This is a genomic window from Pseudomonas viridiflava (assembly GCF_003702045.1).
In the GTDB taxonomy this organism is placed as follows: Bacteria; Pseudomonadota; Gammaproteobacteria; order Pseudomonadales; family Pseudomonadaceae; genus Aquipseudomonas; species Aquipseudomonas viridiflava_C.
This window is the reverse complement of the sequence record NZ_RBTP01000048.1, coordinates 303643-323175: the sequence shown is the minus strand read 5'-3', so window position 1 is coordinate 323175 and position 19533 is coordinate 303643. Positions and strand designations below refer to the sequence as shown.

Here is a 19533-nt window from a genome sequence, read left to right as displayed (position 1 = left end):
GTGGTTGACCGGATTTTCAGCTCTGTAGCCGTCCAACGAGGCTTCGATCAGCAGGCACTGCACGTGCGCGGGGACCGGCAGCCTGTCCCGTACAGACGCTTGGGTCAGCAGCAACTCAATGCCGCTGTCCTGCATCAGAAAGCTCAGGCGATCCTGCGGGTAATCCGGGTCCAGCGGCACGTAGGCGCCGCCGGCTTTCAGAATTGCCAGCAAGCCAACGATCATGTCCAGACCGCGTTCGGCCGCCAGGCCCACGCGCACGTCCGGGCCGACGCCCTGCTCGCGCAGTTTGTGGGCCATCTGGTTGGCGCGCTGGTTGAGCTGCTCGTAGCTCAACGTCTCGGCGCCCAGACTCAAGGCAATGGCCTGAGGGTTTTTGGCAGCCTGCGCCTCGAAATGCTGGTGAGCGCACTGCGTGGTCGGCCAGACCTGTACAGCCTGCGTCCAGCCCACCGGCAGCGACAATTCTCCCAGACAGGCGGACGCTTCGGCACTCAGGCTTTGCAGCAGGTGATCGAAGTGCGCCGCCAGTTGCGCAATGGCTTCGGCGCTGAAGTGCTGACGGTCGTAACTGAAGCGCACCGACAGCACGTCGGCAGCCTCGATTACCAGCGTCAGCGGGTAATGCGCCTGCTCCTGATTGCGCAACTCGCTGAACACCAGGCCGTCCGGCGCACGCTGCAGCGCCTCGGACATCGGGTAGTTCTCGAACACCAGAATGTTGTCGAACAGCGCCTCGCCGCCGGTCCGTGCCCAGCGCTGAATGTCGTACAGCGGGGTGTGTTCATGCTCGCGCAGGGCGAGGTTTTTCGCCTGCACTTGCTGTACCCAGTCGGCCACGGTTTGCTCGGGACGTGGGCTGGCGATCACCGGCAAGGTATTGATGAACAGCCCCAATTGCTCCTCGACGCCCGGCAGGTCCGCCGGACGTCCGGCCACGGTGGCACCGAAGGTCACGCGGGACTGGCCGGTGTAGCGTTGCAGCACCAGCAACCATGCCGATTGCACCAGGGTGTTGAGGGTCACGCGTTGCTCGCGGGCAAACTGGTTCAGGCGTTGTGTGCCGTTGGCATCGATCAGTTGCACGTAATCGGCATGCCCCTGCCCGCTCGCCGACGATTTGAGCGCCTGCACCAGCCGGGTCGGCTCGTCCAGTTCAGCCAGTTGCTGCGTCCAGAAACGCTCGCTGAGGTCTGCATCCTGAGCGCTCAGCCACTCGATGTAGTCACGATAGCGCCCGGCCTGTTTGGACAGCGTCTGACCGCTGTAGCGTTGCAGCACTTCGCCCAGCAGGCGCGAGCTGCTCCAGCCATCCATGAGAATGTGATGGCTGGTGTAGATCAACTGATACGTGTCATCGCCGGTCTGCAACAGCGCCACTCGCAACAACGGTCCCTGAGCCAGATCGAAGCCCTGCTGACGGTCGTCGTTGGCCCAATCGTCCAGCCAGTGACCCGGCTTGCCACGCGCATCCAGCACCACGAACGGCATGTCCGCCTGACGCTGCACCACTTGCAACGACTGCTCTGCGTGGCTGACAAAACGGCTGCGCAACACGTCATGCGTGTCCACGGCGGATTGCCAAGCGGCCCGGAAGCGCGGCACATCCAGCCCACCCACGGTCACACGAAGTTGATTGATGTAGTGGCCCGCGTCCTGCTCGAACAGGCTGTGAAACAGCATGCCCTGTTGCATCGGTGCCAGCGGGTAGATGTCCTGAATATTGCTGGCAGGCATCGGCAAACGGTCGAGCTGCGACTGGCTCACGCGGGCCAGCGGGAAGTCCGACGGCGTGACGCCCTGATGCCCGGCCAGGCAATGTTCGATCAGTGTGGTCAGAGCCTGCTCGTAACGACGCGCCAGCGCGTCGATGGTCGAGGGCTGGTATTGCTCGCGGCTGAAGGTCCAGTTCATCTGCAACTGGCCGTCGAACACCTGGCCGTTGAGGCTCAAGCCGTTGGCCAGCGGGCCGTTTTCATCCAGCGTGACGCCCGCGCTGTCCGAGCTTGGCAGCCACAAGGCGTTCTTGCTGTCGAAACTGCCGTCGAACTGGCCCAAGTAATTGAACGTGACCTGCGCTTCGGGTAACGCAGCCAATTGGCGGGCGAACATCGGCTCGCCCAGGTAACGCAGCACGCCATAACCGATGCCCTTGTTGGGTACTTCGCGCAGTTGCTCCTTGATGCCGCACAGGCTTGCCCCCAGCGCGGACTGCGGCGTGAGCCGGACCGGAAACAGGCTGCTGAACCAGCCGACCGTGCGACTGAGGTCCATGTCAGCGAACAGGTCTTCACGGCCATGACCTTCCAGTTGAATCAGCACCGAAGGCTGTCGGCTCCATTCGCAGAGCACCTGTGCCAGCGCGGTCAGCAGCAGGTCGTTGACCTGGGTGCGATAGGCCGCAGGCGCGACTTTCAGCAACTGATGCGTCAGTTCCTTGCTCAGCCAGGACGACGCGTGGGCCGCGTCGCGATTGCGTTGCGTACCGTTCGGATTGTCACGGGGCAACGCCTGGCCTGCGCCCTGCAAAGCACTCAGCCAGTAATCGCGCTCAGCCAAGAGCGCGTCACCCGTTGCAAAGCGCTGCAACTGTTCGGCCCAGCGCTGGAGGGCGCTGGTTTTCACCGGTAGCGCTAGGGGCTGCCCGGTCGCCAAGGCTTGATAACTGTGCTGCAGGTCTTCAAGCAACACCCGCCATGACACGCCGTCCACGACCAGATGATGGATAACCAGCAACAGGCGCTGCTCGCCCTGCGGCAGATTGACCAGCACCGCACGCAACAATGGCCCGGTTTGCAGATTCAGACTGCGCTGGGCCTTGTCGGCCAGTTCGGACAGTTGCTCGCGGTCGTCCAGGTCATGAACCCACAGCAGATCGCGCGTATCCGACGTGCCGAAACTTGCACGCCACTGGCCGTCGCGCTGAACGAAGCCCAGGCGCAGTGCATCGTGCTGTTCGATCAGCGCAGTCAGCGCGCCTTGCAGCAGCATCGGGGCGAGCGCCGTTTGCGGCTTGAGCATCACGGACTGATTCCAGTGCTGACGCTCGGCAATTTCCAGTTCGAAAAACCGCGCCTGAATCGGTAGCAAAGGCAACGAGCCGCTGCTCTGCTCCAGCGTCGGCACCGCTTTTTTCTGAATCAGTTTTGCCACCGACGCCAACTGGCCGATGGTCTGCTTTTCGAACAGCTGCTTGGGGCTGAGCTTGATGCCCTGCCGCTTGGCGCGGGCGATGATTTGCAGGCTGAGGATAGAATCGCCGCCCAGTTCGAAGAAGTTATCCGTACTGCCGACCCGCTCCAGTTTCAGTACATCCGCCCACACCGCAGCGAGCGTTTCCTCGATTTCGCCGACGGGCGCGGTGTAGCGCTGCTGCACCACACCCGGCGTGGGCAAGGCGCGTTTGTCGAGTTTGCCGTTGGCGGTCAGCGGCAGGCGGTCCATCAGCATGATCTGCGCAGGCACCATGTAGTCCGGCAGCCTTGCCGCCAGCTGTTCGCGCAGGGCTTCAGCGCTGGCAGACGCTACGCAGTACGCCACCAGTTGCAGGCGCGACGCGTCGCCTTCCACTGAAAGGGGCAGCACGCAGGCCTCGCTGACCGATTCAAGCGCCAGCAGCAGCCGCGCCACTTCGGCCGGTTCGACCCGATAGCCGCGCACCTTGACCTGATCGTCGGCACGACCGATGAATTCCAGCTGCCCTTGGTGATTACGGCGCATGCGGTCGCCGCTGCGGTAGACCCGAGCGCCATCCTGCGCGAATGGGTCCGGCACGAAGCGTTCGGCGGTCAACCCTGGCTGTCCAAGGTAACCCAGCGCCACGCTGTCGCCACCGATGTACAGCTCGCCCGCCACCTGCGTATCGCTGAGATTGAGCACATCGTCCAGCACATACGCCTGCGCACCCGGCAAAGGCGCACCGACGGGCACCGCACGCAGCGGATCCAGCGCAATCACTTCGTGGGTCAGCACCCCGACGGTGGTTTCGCTCGGGCCGTAGTGGTTAATCACGCGGCACGCCGGTTTGAGCTGGCGAACCTGCTCGACCAGCGCAGGCGAACAGGCTTCGCCGCCCACGATCAAGGCATGCTCTGGCAATACATCGGCGGGCCGGCTGGCTTGCATCAGCGCCGACAGGTGGCCTGGGACAATCTTCAACACGCCGACCCGATGTTCGGCCATGTACCGGGCGAAGCCATCCGGGTCGAAGCCCAGCGCTTCAGGCAGCACATGCAGGGTGCGACCGGAACACAGCGCACCAAACAGCACGGTATGGCCCAGGTCGGCGGCGATGGTCGAAATCAGCGCCATGCTGGCATCAGGTGCCAGTTGCAGTGAATCCAGCAAACCACGCACGTAACTGGCCAGCGCACCGTGGCTGACCAGCACGCCCTTGGGCTGGCCGGTGGAACCTGAGGTGTGGATGAGGTACGCAGGCGACTCGGCGCACAGGACCGAGTCGACGGGACTGACCGGCAGGTCCTGCCACAGCGCAGGCGTCCAGACGACACCCTGACACCCCTCGACCGCGAGCGAATCGGCCCGCCCATCGCCTTCGGCACACAGCAACACCCTGGCCTTGGCGTGGGTCAGCATCTGCTGTAAGCGAGCATCCGGCGCCTTCACGTCCAGCGGCATGTACACACCACCGGCCTTGAAGATCGCCAGCACCGACGTCAACCACTCCAGAGAGCGCTCCATTAGCACCGCGACCGGCTGGCCTTCTCGTACGCCCAGCCCAATCAAGTGACGGGCCAGTTGATTGGCGGCCTGATCCAGCGCCTGCGCGCTCAACGTACGCTCCAGATAACGAGCCGCCAACGCTTGGGGCTGTTGCTCGACCTGTCGACTCCACTGTTGCAGGACGGACGGCGCAGGCTCAAGCGAAGGTGGCGCCTGCTCGACCGCCAGCGCGCCAAGGCTGAACAGCGGCGCCTCGGGCGCGGCCAGCAGGGTCTGGAACAACGCCAGCAATTCAGGCACGAAGCGCTCGACGGTCGAGCGGCGATACAGGTCGCTGGCGAAGGCCAGGTCGCCATGAATCAGCGTGCCGTCGTCGGTGATGTCCAGCGCCAGGTCAAAATGTGCGCCCTGCTTGTCGAAGGCATACTCACTGACTTCCAGGCCCGGCAGCCTGAGCGCAGTCTTCTGCTTGAGCACCACGTTCTGGTTGAACTTGGCCTGGAACAAGGGGTTGTGACCCAGAGTGCGCTCGGGTGCCAAGTGATCCACCAGTTGCTCGAACGGCACGTCCTGATGGGCCTGAGCCCCGAACGAGGTGTCGCGAATCTGCGCCAGCAGGTCAAGGTAACTCAGGCGCTCGTCCACCTGACAACGCAGCACCTGCGTATTGATGAAGAAACCGATCAGCCCTTCGGTCTCGGCCCTGCCTCGGTTGGCATTGGGCACACCGATGCGGATGTCGCGCTGCCCGGCCTTGCGCGACAAAAACAGCGAGAAACCGGCCAGCACCAGCATGAACAGGCTCATGCCCTGAGCGCGGGCAAAGGCATTGAGCTGACGCGACAGGTCCGCACCGAAATCGAAAAACAAGTGCTCGCCCTGATAGCTCTGCGCGACCGGGCGCGGGAAGTCCTGTGCGGCGTCGAGCAGCGGTTGTTCGTCGCCCAACTGCTTGCGCCAGTAAGCCAACTGCCGCTCGCCCTCGCCCGCCTCCAGCCAGCTGCGTTGCCAGATCGCGTAATCGGCGTATTGCAACGGCAGCGCGGGCAAGCTTGGTTCGCGACCTTCGCTGTACGCCTGATAGGCGTGAACGAACTCCTGAATCATCACCTCCATCGACCAGCCGTCGGACACGATGTGGTGCATGCACACCACCAACACATGCTCGTCGCCAGCAAGACGAAACAGATGAGCGCGCAGCAACGGACCGCTGCGCAGGTCGAATGGCCGGGCGGTAACAGTCGTCACTTGCAAGGCCAGTTCAGCAGTGCGTTGCTCGGCGTCCAGCGCGGACAGATCGATGCGCTCCAGCGCCACATGCAGGTCGTGCAGCACCACTTGCAGCGGCTGATCACCATCGGTCTGGAAGACGGTACGCAGTACTTCGTGACGCTCGATCAGATAGTCGAATGCGCGGGTCAGCGCCGTCTCGTTCAGCGTGCCGTGCAGACGCAGGCCGGTGGTCATCTTGTAGGCATCGCTGGACGGATCGAGCTGCCAGAGGAACAACAGACGTTGCTGGGCGAAGGACAGCGGGATCGAGGTGAAATCATGACGGCTGACCGGCACTGGCAACAGGCTGAAGTCCTTACCGTCCTGGCGCAGTCGGGCGAGAAACTGTTGGCGCTGTTCCAGCGACAGGCCGACAAAACGCTTCGCGATACGTGCAGCAGTGGTCCCCGTCATGCTTCGAATTCCTCCAGTGAATCCATGAACTGGTCCATGTCGCTCCAGTCGTTGTCAGTCGTGTTGGCGGTCAGCAGCGTGACCTCGGCGGCCAGATCGGCCAGCACCGGTTTCTCGAACAGCACGCGCAGCGGCAGGCTGACGCCCAGTCGGGTTTTGATCCGGGCAATGACCTGCGCGGCCAGCAGCGAATGGCCGCCCAGTTCGAAGAAATGATCGTCGAGCCCGACCTGTGGCGCGTGCAGGACTTCCTGCCAAATGGCAGCGAGGCAGACATCCACCTCGCCGTGCGGCGCGCGGTAACGGGCCTGCAACTGACTGTAATCCGGCGCAGGCAAGGCCTTGCGGTCCAGCTTGCCGCTGGGCGTCAGCGGCAGGTTCGGCAACAGCAGCAGATGAGTCGGCACCATGTAGTCCGGCAGACTGGCTTGCAGCTCGGCCTTGATGCGCTGACGTACAGTCAGTGGCTCGGCTTCGCTGAGGGGTGCGGTCTGCGGCACGATGTACGCCACCAGTTGCGTGCTGCCCGCCAGAGAGACGGCCAGCACCACGGCTTCGCGCACATCAAGGCACTGTTGCAGGCGCGATTCGATTTCACCCAGCTCGATGCGGAAGCCGCGAATCTTCACTTGGTGATCGACCCGACCGATGTATTCGATGGCACCGTCCAGACGCTGCCGAGCGCGGTCGCCGGTGCGATACAGCCGCTCACCCGCCACGAACGGATCAGCGACGAAACGCTCGGCGCTCAGGCCCGGCTGTGCGTGATAACCCCGTGCCAGCCCAGGCCCGCCGATGTACAACTCGCCCACCGCGCCTTGCGGCAACAGGTTCAGGTCGTCGTCGAGTATGTAAAGACGACGTCCGGCCAGCGCATGACCAATCGGCACGCCACGCCAGGACACCTTCTCAGGCGTCAACGCGCTGCAATCGTGAATGCTCGACACCACGGTCGCTTCGGTCGGGCCGTAGGTGTTGAGCAGGCGCACCTGACCCAGTCCGGCGTCGCGCCACAACCGCAGGCCTTCGAGGGCCATCGCCTCGCCACCCACGTGAATCTGCCGCAGCGCGCCATAATGCGCGGGCGGGCTGGCGGCGAAATCCTGAACCAGCGTGAGCCAGTAGGCGGCAGGCAAATCGGCGAGGGTCACCCCGTGCTCGACGATGGCCTGATGAAAGGTCGCGCTGTCCCATACTCGTTCGTCACGCAGCACCACCGCTGCGCCGTTACACAATGGCGGGTAGAACTGTTCGACGAAGCCATCAAAGCTATGGGTGGCAAACTGCAAAACCCGGTCGCCGTCGCGCAGGTCGCTGTAATCGGCGCCCAGGGTCACGAACTCGGACAGGGCAGCATGACTGATCGCCACGCCTTTGGGTCGGCCGGTGGAGCCGGAGGTGTAGATGACATAGGCGAGGCTGGCTGGATCGACGGAGGCATCGAGATCGCTTATGTCGATCATCATGTTGTCAGGCTGATCGATGCACAGATAATCGAGATCACCCAGCCCTTGCATCGCGGCCAGGCGGTCACTGTGGGTCAGTAGCAGTTTCAGGCCACTGTCCTCCAGCACATGACGCAGACGCTCGCCTGGCGCGGAGAGTTCGAGCGGTACATAAGCACCGCCCGCCTTGAGCACGGCCAGCAGCGCGACGGGCATGTCCAGCGAACGCCCCAGCGCCACGCCAACCAGTACGTCCGGCCCCACGCCGCGCTGGCGTAGGCGTCGGGCCAGTTGATTGCTGCGTGCATTCAATTCGGCGTAGGTCAGGCTCGGCGAATTGCTGGCCTGGGCGAGGATCAACGCCACGGCAGCCGGGGTACGTTTGACCTGCGCTTCGAACAGACGGTGTGCAGGCGTGCCGTTCGCGGCGTTGGCGACGCTTCCGGCCTCCAGCAGCAATGTGCGCTCCTGCACCGAGAGCATCGACAGTTGCGACACGGTTTGCAGCGGGTCGGCGCACACCGATGCCAGCAGGTTGCGCCAGTGCGTGGCCAGCCGGGCGATAGTCGATTCGTCGAAAATATCGGTGGCGTAAGTGAAGGCAGCGTTCAACTGCTCGCCTTCGCCACTGGTGGCCAGCATCAGGTCGCTGGCAGCCGCATGGGAACGCTGGGCGAGCGCCTGTTGTTCAGCAGGCAGGTTGGAAACGCGCAAGCCGCAGTTCAGTTGCTTGTCGAGCAGATCGGCAACCACCGGCTGGTGATTGAACATCACCTGGAACAGCGGATTGTGGCTCTGGCTGCGCTCGGGTTGCAGGGCGTCGATCACGGCGTCAAACGGCAATTCCTGATGCGATTGCGCGCCGGTCGAAGCCTTGGCCACGGTTTGCAGCAGATCGATAAAGCGGGTCTGTGCGGTGACTTCACTGCGCAGCACTTGGGTGTTGATGAAGCAGCCGATCAGCCCTTCGGTTTCACTGCGGGTGCGGTTGGCGATCAACCCGCCAACGCGGATGTCAGTCTGCCCGCTGTAGCGATGCAGCAGGCTTTTGAAGCTCGCCAGCAGGACCACGAACAGCGTCACGCCCTGGCGCTGGNNCCAGCGCCAGTTCCAGGCGTGCGCCTTCGTGGCTGGACAGGGCCGGGTACGGGCGGTCTGTCGGCAGTTCCAGCACCGGGTGTTCATCGCCCAGGTGCGTGCGCCAGTAATCCAGCTGCCGCGCCTGCTCGCCCGCTTCCAGCCAACTGCGTTGCCACACGGCGTAGTCGCGGTACTGCACGACCAGCGGCTGGAACGGCAGCGGCTGACCCGCAACCAGCGCGTCATAACCGCGCAGCCATTCGTCGATCAGCACATTCATTGACCAGCCGTCGGTGATCATGTGGTGCAGGTTGAGCAACAGCACGTGCTCCTGCCCGGCCAGACGCAACACACGCACGGTGAACAGCGGCCCATGCTGCAAATCGAACGCCTGCACCGCCTGCTCAGCCATCGCCTGACGCGCTGCGGCCCAACGCTGATCGACGGGCAGCGCACTCAGGTCGGTCAACTCGATGCTGACAGGAGACGCTGGTGCAACACGCTGAAATGCCCGATCGCCTTCCTGGCCAAAGGTCGTGCGCAGGCTCTCATGACGCTCGACCAACGCGCTGAACGCCCGCTCCAGAAGCGGCAGCTCCAGCTTGCCATTCAGACACACCGACATCGGCAGGTTGTAGGCCGCGCTGGCCGGGTCCAGCTGCCAGAGAAACCACATGCGTTGTTGCGCATAAGACAGCCCGTCGCGCTCGGCCAGCCCTTCGCAGGACGGGATCGGAAACAGCGAGAAATCCATGTCTTCACGACACATGCCCTCGAGAAACAGGCGACGTTTTTCCAAGGGCAACTCGACGAAGCGGCGAGCGAGTTTCTGGGCGTGTTCGGGGCTCATGGGCAAGTCCTTGCTGAATGGGGCTGACCGTGTGGCGCGGTCGTATCAACAAGAACGAACTGGCGGGGAAATATTTAGAAAGGTTTTGAGGGAAGTGTCCGGGCATCTGGATGACTGCGGACTGCTTCAAAACGGTGGGAGCGAGCTTGCTCGCGAAGAGGCCTTGGCAGCCGCTCGAAATACAGCGTCTGGAAAAAGCCTTCGCGAGCAAGCTCGCTCCCACGGGTTCTATTTGCCTCGACACTGATCGTGCCAATCGTTCTGCGTGGACATGCAGCCCGGAGCTTATTTGTCCGAATGCCCCTGCGCCATCGCCACCACCACTTTGCGCTTGCCGGTGAACGGCGCGCGTGAGTGGGCGGTGAGCATGTTGTCGAGCATCAGCACATCGTTTTCCAGCCACGGGAAGCTGACGGTGCAGTCGTCAAGCACGCCGCGGATGTCGTCCAGCAGGGTCTCTTCGATGGGCGAGCCGTCGCCGTAATACACATTGCGTGGCAGGTCTTCTTCGTCCACCACGTCCAGCAGGGTTTCACGCACTTCCGGCTGCAGGTTGGAGATGTGGAACAGGTGCGCCTGGTTGAACCAGACCGTGTCCTGAGTGACCGGATGGCGCGACACCGCCTGGCAGATCTGCCGGGTGCGCAGTTCGCCGTCGTCCTTCCACTCGCATTCAATGGCGTGGGCACGGCAGTAGGCTTCCACCACACGCTCGTCCTCGGTGTTGAACACCTGACTCCATTCCACGTCCAGCCCGTTGCCGTAATTGCGCACGTACATCAGTTTCTTTTCGATGAAACGGTCACGAATGCGCGCCGGAATCCGACGATAGATTTCCCGACTGTCGGCAATCGGCGTTTCACCACCGGTCTGCGCGGCAATCATGCTGTAGAACCAGATTTTCATCGGCCATTCCAGGGTGTATGCCTGCTCGTTGTGCAGCGGAATACTCTGGTGCGCCGGGTATTCGGTGGAGGTGTACACGCCTTTGGTCACGTTGCTGCGCGGCGTGGAACCGAATTCGTAATTGAGCAGCGGATCGCCGAAGCCTGCGGCAAACTCGCGAAACGCCTCAGGGCCACCCACCTCGAAACCGCGAAACAAAATGCCCCCGGCGCGGTACAGGTGCTCTGCGACAAGCGGCTTGAACTCGCCCAGCGATTCCATCAAGTCCAGACCTGGCTCGAGGGCCTGCACCAGCATTGGCAGTGTGCCTGCCCCTGCCAGCAACGGCCGAATCTCCACACTCAACGCATGACTCATGATGACTCTCCCTTGATGGCAACAGCGCCCGATCCCCTGCGGCCCGACGCAACGCCAATGTCCAGATTGAACGTAACCGGCGGGCGGAAAATTAGCCGGTTCACGACACGTGACCTCCGAAAATCCGGCTCTGAAACATTTCCTTTCATTTAAGCGCGAGAAAAAACTACATCTTTCGTATTCTCATTCGTCTTTAACTGGATGCAGGGTCTGTCGGTAGAACCGCGCCCGTTTTTCAGATGTTGCCCCACAGAGAGCCCATGCCTGCCCGAAGGCCGCTCCACACCGTGAATCGAGACCGTTTACCCATGTCGAAGAAATCCCGCTCGAAAATCTGGTTTCTCGTCCACAGCTGGCTGGCCCTGCCCATCTGGTTTTTCGTGCTGATCGTCTGCGTGACCGGCACGCTGGCCGTGGTCAGCAAGGAAATCATGTGGCTGGCGATGCCGGAAATACGTGATAACCCGCCGTCGGACACGGCCGAGCGGATGAGCTTCGAGCAAATTCGCGCCACCATCGAACGCAACGAGCCGGACCTGATCGTCGGCACGATCATGCAACCGGACGGCGACTATTTTGCCCTCAGCGTGTTCGTGACCTACCCCGACGGTCGCTCGGTGCCAGCCTACGTCAACCCCTACACCGGGGTGATTCAGGGCCTGACGCCGTCGTTCGACTTCCGCCGTTTCACCCGCGCCCTGCACGGTTGGTGGCTGGTGCCGTTCACCAATGGCTATTCGTGGGGCTGGTATCTGGTGTCAATTCTCGGCCTGCCGCTGCTGGCCTCGCTGGTGACCGGGCTGGTGGTCTACAAGAAATTCTGGAAAGGCTTTTTCAAGCCGCTGCGCTTCAGCCAGGGCCCACGGATTTTCTGGGGCGACCTGCACCGGCTCAGTGGCGTCTGGTCGATCTGGTTCATCGCGGTCATTTCCATCACCGGCACCTGGTTCCTGATTCAGGCGATCCTGGGCGACAACCAGATCAGCATTTCCAGCCGCTCTCAGGTGGCGTCGATCATCCCGCACAGCGCCGTGCCGCTGACCGCCGATGGCAGCCCGGCGCCGACCATCAGCCTGGAAAAAGCCGTGGAAATCGCCAAGGAGCGGATTCCAGGCCTGGAAGCCAGCTTCATCACGCCGCCGTTCAACGCCTACAGCAACATGCAGGTCGGCGGACGCAGCTGGTATCCGCTGATGTACCAGACCGCTGAAATCAACCCGTACAGCGGTGAAATCGCCGCCTCGCACCTGTTGTCCGACCGCAACAAGCTGGAGTTCGTGACCGAGTCCATGCGCCCGCTGCACACCGGCGACTTCGGCGGCATCTGGATCAAGCTGATCTGGGCGTTCTTCGGCCTGGTACTGAGCATGATGGTGCTCAGCGGCCTGCTGATCTGGAGTAAACGCACCGCACTGGCGACCCTTAACGCGTTGAAGCGCGAGGGCAAAATCCAGCCGACCTTCACCCGGCAACCCCCAAGGCCGCCGCTGGCGACCGGCACCCCGGAGAACACCCTGTGAGCAAGGCCGCCGTTGCACACCCCGCTTCGTCACTGAGCCGTTTCTGGCACAAATGGCGTTTCCACATCAACGTGCTGTTGATCCTGATTCCGCTCGGTTTCATGCCTAAGTATTTCGCAGACAACGCGCTGGATCGGGGCGATCAAGGCCTGGGCCAGCGGGACGTCGGTGAGCTCAACGTCGGCCCTTGGAGCTTGCGTCTGGCCGAAGACCGCAACGAAGCGCCGCGCCTGTCCGGCCCGTCGGGGTACATGAAAAGTTTCAATGCGGCGCTGTGTTCGGACTGTATCGACCGGGTCAAGGCGACCTACCTGCGCATCGGCAAGCCACGCAGCCTGCGCACCGCTGGCGTGATTTTCTTCGGCGGCGGCTATCGCATGAGCGCCTTCATGCAAATTCCGGAAACCACTCCTTCCGATTCGGAACTGTGGATCACGATGGAAGGCTGGGACGGTTCCGTGCACCAGACGTCCATTCCCCTGCAACAAGCCTCGCCCGCCACTGTGGCCTGGCTGAAAAAACAAGGAGCCAAACCATGAATGCTCGCTTCTCACTGCGGCGGCTGACGGCCGCCGCGTTCTGCCTGATCGGCCTGGGCCTGAGCGTACCGGCCTTGGCGCACAACCCGATGTGTGAGTGCAAACAGATCGACAACGAACAGATCCGGTGCACCGGCGGTTTCTCCGATGGCAGCGGCGCGCCGGGCGTGACGCTGGACGTGATCGGCTACGACGAAACCATTCTGGTGCCCGGCAAGCTGGGTGAGGACTCGACCGTCACGTTCAAACGCCCCGCTTCGGAGTTCTACGTATTGTTCGATGCCGGTCCCGGCCATGTCGTGGAAATCGACCAAGCGGACATCGCCGCCCCATGAGCGCACCGACCCGACAGATCGTGCGCCCGGCCGGTGCAGGGCACGAAACCCTTTACGTTCTGCTGCTGTGCCTGCTGATTCTGGCAGCCGCCGCTGGCGTGGTCAGCCTGCATGGCGAGCGTCAGGACGACCATCGCGTGGCCAGTCATCAGCTCGATGCCCGCCGCGACCTGACTGCCGCCGAACAGGGCATCTACGCCGACCTGCGCGTGACGCTGGATGAAATCCGCCTGCTGACTCAGGAACAGTCGACGCCGGTCACGCCGCAGCAATTGGGCGAGGAAGGCTTTGCGCCGTTCGCCGAGGACGCCAGTTCGGTCAGCCGTGGCAGCCATGCGTGGCAGATGCTGGAGCAGTCCTATCTGGGTCTGAGCCAGGCGCCGACCGTTGCGGGCTCGTTCCTGATGCGGGTCGGCTCGTCGCCTGACGCTCAGGCTGATATCTGGATCAACCGCAAGGCCACAGTTGCACCAGCCGACCTCAGCGACACGACCCTGATCGGCGCAGGCTGGCAGCAGGTTGTCGCGCAATTCGATGCGGGTGTCACTCGCCAGCATCAGCACTGAAATCACCCGAGAAGACCGCTCGCCCATGCCTATTTTCTTCAAACGTCGTCCCTTGCTGCGTGTTCTGCTGATCGGCCTGTGTGCCACGCTGATGACGCCGCTGAGCCACGCTGCCGATCCGGCCAAGCGCCTGCGCATTGGCATTACGCTGCACCCGTATTACAGCTACGTGGCCAATATCGTCGGCGACAAGGCCGAAGTCGTGCCGCTGATCCCGGCGGGCTTCAATCCGCACGCCTACGAGCCCCGCGCCGAGGACATCAAGCGTATCGGCTCGCTGGACGTGGTCGTGCTCAATGGCGTCGGCCATGACGATTTTGCCGACCGCATGATTGCCGCCAGCGAAAAACCGGACATCAACACCATCGAAGCCAACGCCGATGTGCCGCTGCTGGCCGCCACCGGTGTCGCAGCACGGGGCGCGGGCAAAGTGGTCAACCCGCACACCTTTCTGTCGATCAGTGCGTCCATCGCGCAGGTCAACAACATCGCCCGCGAACTGGGCAAGCTGGACCCGGACAACGCCAAGACCTACACCGCCAACGCTCGGGCCTACGGCAAGCGCCTGCGGCAGATGCGTGCCGATGCCTTGGCCAAGCTGACCAAGGCCCCCAACGCGGACCTGCGTGTGGCCACGGTGCATGCCGCCTATGATTACCTGCTGCGTGAATTCGGCCTGGAAGTGACGGCCGTGGTTGAACCGGCCCACGGCATCGAACCAAGCCCGAGCCAACTAAAAAAAACCATCGATCAATTGCGCGAGCTGGACGTGAAGGTGATTTTCTCGGAAATGGATTTCCCGTCCACCTACGTTGAAACCATCCAGCGTGAATCCGGGGTCAAGCTGTACCCGCTGTCGCACATCTCCTACGGCGAATACAGCGCCGACAAGTACGAAAAGGAAATGGCCGGCAACCTCGACACGGTGGTCCGGGCGATTCAGGAGGCAGGCGCATGACGGTGGCGCAAAACCTTGAGATCACTCGCCAGGGGCCTGGCATTGAATTCAGCGACGTGAGCCTGACGCTGGGCCGTACCACGATCCTTGATCACATCTGCTTTAACGTTCGGGCGGGTAGCGTGCATGCGCTGGTCGGCCCCAATGGCGGTGGCAAGAGTTCGCTGATCAAGACCCTGCTTGGCCAGACACCCCATCAGGGGCAGCTCAGCCTGCAATGGCCCGGTTCGCCCGGCCTGATTGGCTACGTGCCACAGGCGCTGGAGTTCGACCGAGGCCTGCCGATGACCGTCGATGACTTCATGGCCGCCATGTGCCAGCGCCGCCCTGCTTTTCTTGGCCTGTCGAAACACTACGCTGCGGCCATCGGCGAAGCCCTGGAGCGGGTCGGCATGCAGGACAAGCGCAAACGCCGCATGGGCGCGCTGTCCGGTGGCGAACGCCAACGCGTGCTGCTCGCTCAGGGCCTCATCCCGGCCCCGCAGTTGCTGGTGCTCGATGAACCCATGTCCGCGCTGGACGAAGCGGGTATTCAGGTCTTCGAACGCCTGCTGGGCGACTGGCGCAGGGCCAGTATTACGGTGCTGTGGATCGAGCATGACCTGGAAGCGGTGAAACGGCTTGCCGATCAGGTGACCGGGCTCAATCGCCGGGTATTGTTCGATGAACCCGCGCAGACAGCGCTGACACCGGAACGGCTGCTGACACTGTTTTCGGCGCATCCGCGTGCGGCAGACGTCAAGAACGGGAGCGATGTGTGATGGATTACGAGAGCTTTCGACTGTTCATTCAAGGCCTCGCGTCGTCCGGCTATCTGCCCGAAGCGCTGGCCTACGGCTTCGTGGTCAACGCGCTGCTTGCCGGCGTGCTCATCGGTCCGGTGCTGGGCGGCCTGGGTACGCTGGTGGTGGTCAAGCGCTTCGCGTTTTTCTCCGAAGCAGTGGGTCATGCGGCATTGACGGGTGTGGCCATCGGCATTCTGCTCGGCGAACCCTACACCGGCCCCTACGGCAGCCTGTTCGGCTACTGCCTGCTGTTTGGCATCGTGCTCAATTACCTGCGCAACCGCACCGGCCTTGCGCCCGACACGCTGATCGGCGTGTTCTTGTCGGTCTCGCTGGCCTTGGGTGCAAGCCTGCTGCTGGTGCTGGCGGGCAAGATCAACGTACACATTCTGGAAAACGTCCTGTTCGGCTCGGTACTGACCGTCAATGACAATGACTTGCTGGTGCTGCTGATCGTCGGTTCGCTGGTCATGGGCCTGAGCCTGCCGCTTTACAACCGGATCATGCTGGCCAGCTTCAATCCGCAGCTGGCCGCCGTGCGTGGCGTGGCGGTGAAGGCGCTGGACTACCTGTTCGTGATCCTGGTGACGCTGATCACCGTGGCCGCCGTGAAGGTTATCGGCGCAATTCTGGTCGGCGCCCTGTTGGTGATTCCAGCCGCCGCTGCTCGCCTGTTGAGCCAGTCGCTGAAGGGGTTCTTCTGGATCTCGGTAGCGATTGCGACCGTCAGCACCCTGTGCGGCATCCTGTTGCCCATCGTTTTCGACCTGCCTGTGCCGTCCGGCGCAGCGATCATTCTGGTGGCCGGCGTCGCGTTCGCCCTGGCCGCCATCGCTCGCGGTACGGTGCCCAGCCTGAAAGGAAATATCGGATAAATGTTTACTGTACGACGCTTGACCCTGGCGCTGGCCCTGAGCGGCCTGCTCTGCCATTCCGTCTCTGCCGCTGATGCCACAGCGCAACCCGCCCAGCCGGTGCGCGTACTGGCCAGCCTGCCAATCACCTACGGCCTGGGGCAGATTCTGCTCAAGGACAGCGGCGTGGTGCTGGAGCGTGCCGCCGCAGCCAACCTGCCCGGCTCGCGCCAGACGGCCTACTTCACCGGCCGGGGTGCTGAAACACTGCGGGGTCTGGCGGTCGAGGCTGACGCGGTGATCGGGTTGCGCTCGATCTGGGCCGATGACCCGCTCTACCCCAATGCACGCCGCAGCAACATCCGAATCGTTGAAATCGACGCCGCACGTCCCGTGGATGGCAGCCTGCCGGGTATCGCGGTGCAGCCGGGGCAAGGCATCGATGGGTTGAACAGTCAGCCGTGGCTGGCGAGCAACAACATGGGGCGCATGGCCGACGTGATGGCGGCGGACCTGGTGCGTCTGGCGCCGACCGCCAAACCGAAAATCGACAGCAACCTGGCAGCGCTCAAGCAGCAACTGCTCAAGCTAAGCGCCAGCAGCGAAGCGAGTTTGGCCAGCGCCGACAACCTGAGTGTGGTGAGCCTGTCGGACCGGTTCGGTTATCTGATCAGCGGGCTGAATCTGGAGTTGATCGACAGTCAGGCATTGACCGACGAGCAATGGACGCCTGAAGCGGTGCAGAAACTGGCGACGACCCTCAAGGACAACGACGTGGCCCTGGTGCTCGACCACCGCCAGCCACCCGAGCCGGTCAAGGCCGCGATTGCCGAGGCAGGCAGCACATTGCTGGTGCTGGGGATCGATGGCGCGGACCCGCTGGCTGAATTGCAGGGGGATATCGAGCAGATTATCGGGGCGCTGAAATGATGCTGACGGGGCGCGGGCATTAGCACCACTCTGATCGTTACCATGCTCCGCGTGGTAATGCCTCTCAGGACGCTCCGCGTCCGGGTGCCGGCACTGGGTCGGCGGCCTGAGCGATTGACGTCGCCAGACGAATGGGACGCAGAGCGTCCCGGGCTGCATGCCCACGCAGAGCATAGGCACGATCGTTAGCCGGACTTGATCAGTGGCTCGCCGCCGTCTGCGCTTCCATCTTCTGACGCAGGCTCAGCGGGCGCATGTCGGTCCAGACTTCTTCGATGTAGGCCAGGCACTCTTTCTTGAAGCCGCTCTTGCCCACGGTGCGCCAGCCGTTGGGAATCGCCTTGTAGTCGGGCCAGATCGAGTACTGCTCTTCGTGGTTGACCACTACTTGAAAGACGATGTCTTCCCGGTCGAATACTGAAGTCATTGTTGCTCTCCATGAGGGTTCAGCGCCGCCGTGCCAATTCATGGCGGCTATAGGGATTGAACGTATCGCTACGTCGAAAAATTAAAGCTGAGCGACCGCGGCATTCAGCGCGCGGCCGAAGATGCCGGCCACTTCGTCAATCTGTTCAGCGGTGATCACCAATGGCGGCAGGAAGCGCACGACGCTGCCGTGCCGACCACCCAGCTCCAGGATCAGCCCGCGCTTGAGGCATTCGCGTTGAATCAGCGGGGCCAGACGGGCGAACACGGGTGGATGGCCTTGAGTGTCGCGTACACCGGCCGGGTCGACCAGCTCGACGCCGAGCATCAAGCCGCGCCCGCGAATGTCGCCCAGTTGCGGAAAGTCACGCTGCAATTCGCGCAGGTGCGACACCAGCCGAGCACCCATCGCGGTAGCGTGCTCGCACACGTTGTGTTCTTTGAGATAACGCATCACCGCAGAGCCCGTGGCCATCGCCATCTGGTTGCCACGGAAGGTTCCGGCATGCGCCCCCGGCAGCCAGGTGTCGAGCCACTGGCGATAAACGACCACCGCCAACGGCAAGCTGCCACCAATGGCTTTGGACAGGACCACGACATCCGGAATGATCCCGGCGTGCTCAAAGGCGAACATTTTCCCGGTGCGGGCGAAACCGCTCTGGATTTCGTCGACGATCAGCGCCACGCCGGCGTTTTCGGTGATGCGACGCACGCCGCGCAGCCAGTCGAGATCCGCCGGAATCACCCCGCCCTCGCCCTGCACCACTTCGACGATCACCGCTGCGGGCAGTTGTACGCCTGCTTCGGGATCGTTGAGCAGGTTTTCCAGATAATGCAAGTTGGCTTTAACGCCCTGCGCGCCACCCAGCCCGAACGGGCAACGGTAGTCATAGGGATACGGCAAAAACTGCACGCCGGCGCTGAGCAACGCACCCAATGGTTTTTTCGGCCCCAGGCTGCCCATCAGGCTCAACGCACCCTGGCTCATGCCGTGGTAACCGCCCTGGAATGACAGCACGGTGCTGCGACCCGTGGCGGTGCGCACCAGCTTCAAGGCCGCCTCCACCGCGTCAGTGCCGGTGGGTCCGCAGAACTGGATCTTCGCTTCGCGAGCCAGTTCTTCGGGCAACAGACCGAACAGGTCCTGCACGAACTGATCCTTGACCGGCGTCGTGAGGTCCAGCGTGTGCAGCGGCAGTTCGTCGCTGATGACCTGCTGAATCGCCTCGATCACCACCGGGTGATTGTGCCCCAGCGCCAGCGTGCCAGCGCCAGCCAGGCAATCGATGAAACGCCGTCCTTCGACGTCTTCGACGTGGATGCCCTTGGCGCGCTTGAGCACCAGCGGAATGCGTCGAGGGTAGCTGCGAGCGTTGGACTCCTGACGATTCTGTCGCGCCAGCAAGGGCGACTCGTCGAACTGGTAGAGCGTCTCTGCCAAGGCCGGAGCGACCCGGGCCGGCTGATCATCGATAAACCTGGTAGCGACTGACATCTGTGCAACCCTCAATACGCTGTTTGATGAGCGAAACCGTTGAATGACCTCAACCGACCGGTACGAGACACGGCCGATTCAGGCATTTGTTCCTTCCCTTGAAAACGCGCCAGCGACC

At 62.8% G+C, this 19533-nt stretch carries 12 protein-coding genes and 1 pseudogene; 8 read left to right on the top strand and 5 right to left on the bottom strand.

From position 1 onward, the window contains the following. The 3 genes and pseudogenes from ALP40_RS16540 to ALP40_RS16525 all read right to left on the bottom strand — a co-directional run. On the bottom strand, positions 1-6369 hold a 6369-nt coding region (locus ALP40_RS16540; protein ID WP_122209289.1), incomplete at its 3' end, for a non-ribosomal peptide synthetase. Then, positions 6366-9744 (bottom strand): annotated as a pseudogene (locus ALP40_RS16535) (amino acid adenylation domain-containing protein). The pseudogene ALP40_RS16535 and the gene ALP40_RS16540, both read right to left, overlap by 4 nt. A 285-nt stretch (positions 9745-10029) precedes the next feature. After that, entirely contained in the window at positions 10030-11007 is a 978-nt protein-coding gene (locus tag ALP40_RS16525) for a TauD/TfdA family dioxygenase (RefSeq protein WP_122209287.1), read from the bottom strand. A 308-nt stretch (positions 11008-11315) separates the two neighbouring features. Between ALP40_RS16525 and ALP40_RS16520 the strand changes: the two genes are divergently transcribed. Genes ALP40_RS16520 through ALP40_RS16485 form a run of 8 tightly spaced genes read left to right on the top strand, consistent with a single transcriptional unit; the run spans position 11316 to position 17494 of the window. Beyond that, positions 11316-12527, top strand: a complete 1212-nt coding sequence (locus tag ALP40_RS16520; RefSeq protein WP_122209286.1) for a PepSY domain-containing protein — start codon at positions 11316-11318, stop codon at positions 12525-12527. Continuing rightward, positions 12524-13066, top strand: a complete 543-nt coding sequence (locus ALP40_RS16515) for a thiamine pyrophosphate-binding protein (protein ID WP_122209285.1) — start codon at positions 12524-12526, stop codon at positions 13064-13066. Before ALP40_RS16520 ends, ALP40_RS16515 begins: the two co-directional genes overlap by 4 nt. After that, the gene (locus ALP40_RS16510) at positions 13063-13401 is read left to right on the top strand and encodes a hypothetical protein (RefSeq protein ID WP_122209284.1); all 339 of its coding nucleotides are present in this window, start codon (positions 13063-13065) and stop codon (positions 13399-13401) included. Before ALP40_RS16515 ends, ALP40_RS16510 begins: the two co-directional genes overlap by 4 nt. Further along, on the top strand, positions 13398-13967 hold the full coding sequence (locus ALP40_RS16505; protein WP_122209283.1) for a DUF6162 family protein: 570 nt from the start codon (positions 13398-13400) through the stop codon (positions 13965-13967). The genes ALP40_RS16510 and ALP40_RS16505 overlap by 4 nt, the downstream gene beginning before the upstream one ends. Positions 13968-13992: 25 nt before the next feature. Then, the gene (locus ALP40_RS16500) at positions 13993-14925 is read left to right on the top strand and encodes a metal ABC transporter substrate-binding protein (protein WP_122209310.1); all 933 of its coding nucleotides are present in this window, start codon (positions 13993-13995) and stop codon (positions 14923-14925) included. Further along, a complete protein-coding gene (locus tag ALP40_RS16495; RefSeq protein WP_122209282.1) occupies positions 14922-15686 on the top strand; it encodes a metal ABC transporter ATP-binding protein in 765 nt (254 codons plus the stop codon). The genes ALP40_RS16500 and ALP40_RS16495 overlap by 4 nt, the downstream gene beginning before the upstream one ends. Next, entirely contained in the window at positions 15686-16585 is a 900-nt protein-coding gene (locus ALP40_RS16490) for a metal ABC transporter permease (protein WP_122209281.1), read from the top strand. The genes ALP40_RS16495 and ALP40_RS16490 overlap by 1 nt, the downstream gene beginning before the upstream one ends. Continuing rightward, entirely contained in the window at positions 16586-17494 is a 909-nt protein-coding gene (locus ALP40_RS16485) for a metal ABC transporter solute-binding protein, Zn/Mn family (RefSeq protein ID WP_122209280.1), read from the top strand. 199 nt (positions 17495-17693) lie between these two features. Here ALP40_RS16485 and ALP40_RS16480 read toward each other — a convergent pair whose 3' ends face one another. Further along, positions 17694-17921: an MbtH family protein gene (locus tag ALP40_RS16480; RefSeq protein WP_025995317.1), complete on the bottom strand. Its 228-nt coding sequence runs from the start codon at positions 17919-17921 to the stop codon at positions 17694-17696. Positions 17922-18002: 81 nt separating this feature from the next. Then, the gene (locus ALP40_RS16475; protein ID WP_122209279.1) at positions 18003-19415 is read right to left on the bottom strand and encodes an aspartate aminotransferase family protein; all 1413 of its coding nucleotides are present in this window, start codon (positions 19413-19415) and stop codon (positions 18003-18005) included. Positions 19416-19533 lie beyond the last annotated feature (118 nt).

Coding starts and splice junctions, on each gene's coding strand:
- ALP40_RS16525 (WP_122209287.1), bottom strand. CDS start 11,007: ATGAGTCATGCGTTGAGTGTGGAGATTCGGCCGTTGCTGGCAGGGGCA.
- ALP40_RS16520 (WP_122209286.1), top strand. CDS start 11,316: ATGTCGAAGAAATCCCGCTCGAAAATCTGGTTTCTCGTCCACAGCTGG.
- ALP40_RS16510 (WP_122209284.1), top strand. CDS start 13,063: ATGAATGCTCGCTTCTCACTGCGGCGGCTGACGGCCGCCGCGTTCTGC.
- ALP40_RS16505 (WP_122209283.1), top strand. CDS start 13,398: ATGAGCGCACCGACCCGACAGATCGTGCGCCCGGCCGGTGCAGGGCAC.
- ALP40_RS16500 (WP_122209310.1), top strand. CDS start 13,993: ATGCCTATTTTCTTCAAACGTCGTCCCTTGCTGCGTGTTCTGCTGATC.
- ALP40_RS16495 (WP_122209282.1), top strand. CDS start 14,922: ATGACGGTGGCGCAAAACCTTGAGATCACTCGCCAGGGGCCTGGCATT.
- ALP40_RS16490 (WP_122209281.1), top strand. CDS start 15,686: ATGGATTACGAGAGCTTTCGACTGTTCATTCAAGGCCTCGCGTCGTCC.
- ALP40_RS16485 (WP_122209280.1), top strand. CDS start 16,586: ATGTTTACTGTACGACGCTTGACCCTGGCGCTGGCCCTGAGCGGCCTG.
- ALP40_RS16480 (WP_025995317.1), bottom strand. CDS start 17,921: ATGACTTCAGTATTCGACCGGGAAGACATCGTCTTTCAAGTAGTGGTC.
- ALP40_RS16475 (WP_122209279.1), bottom strand. CDS start 19,415: ATGTCAGTCGCTACCAGGTTTATCGATGATCAGCCGGCCCGGGTCGCT.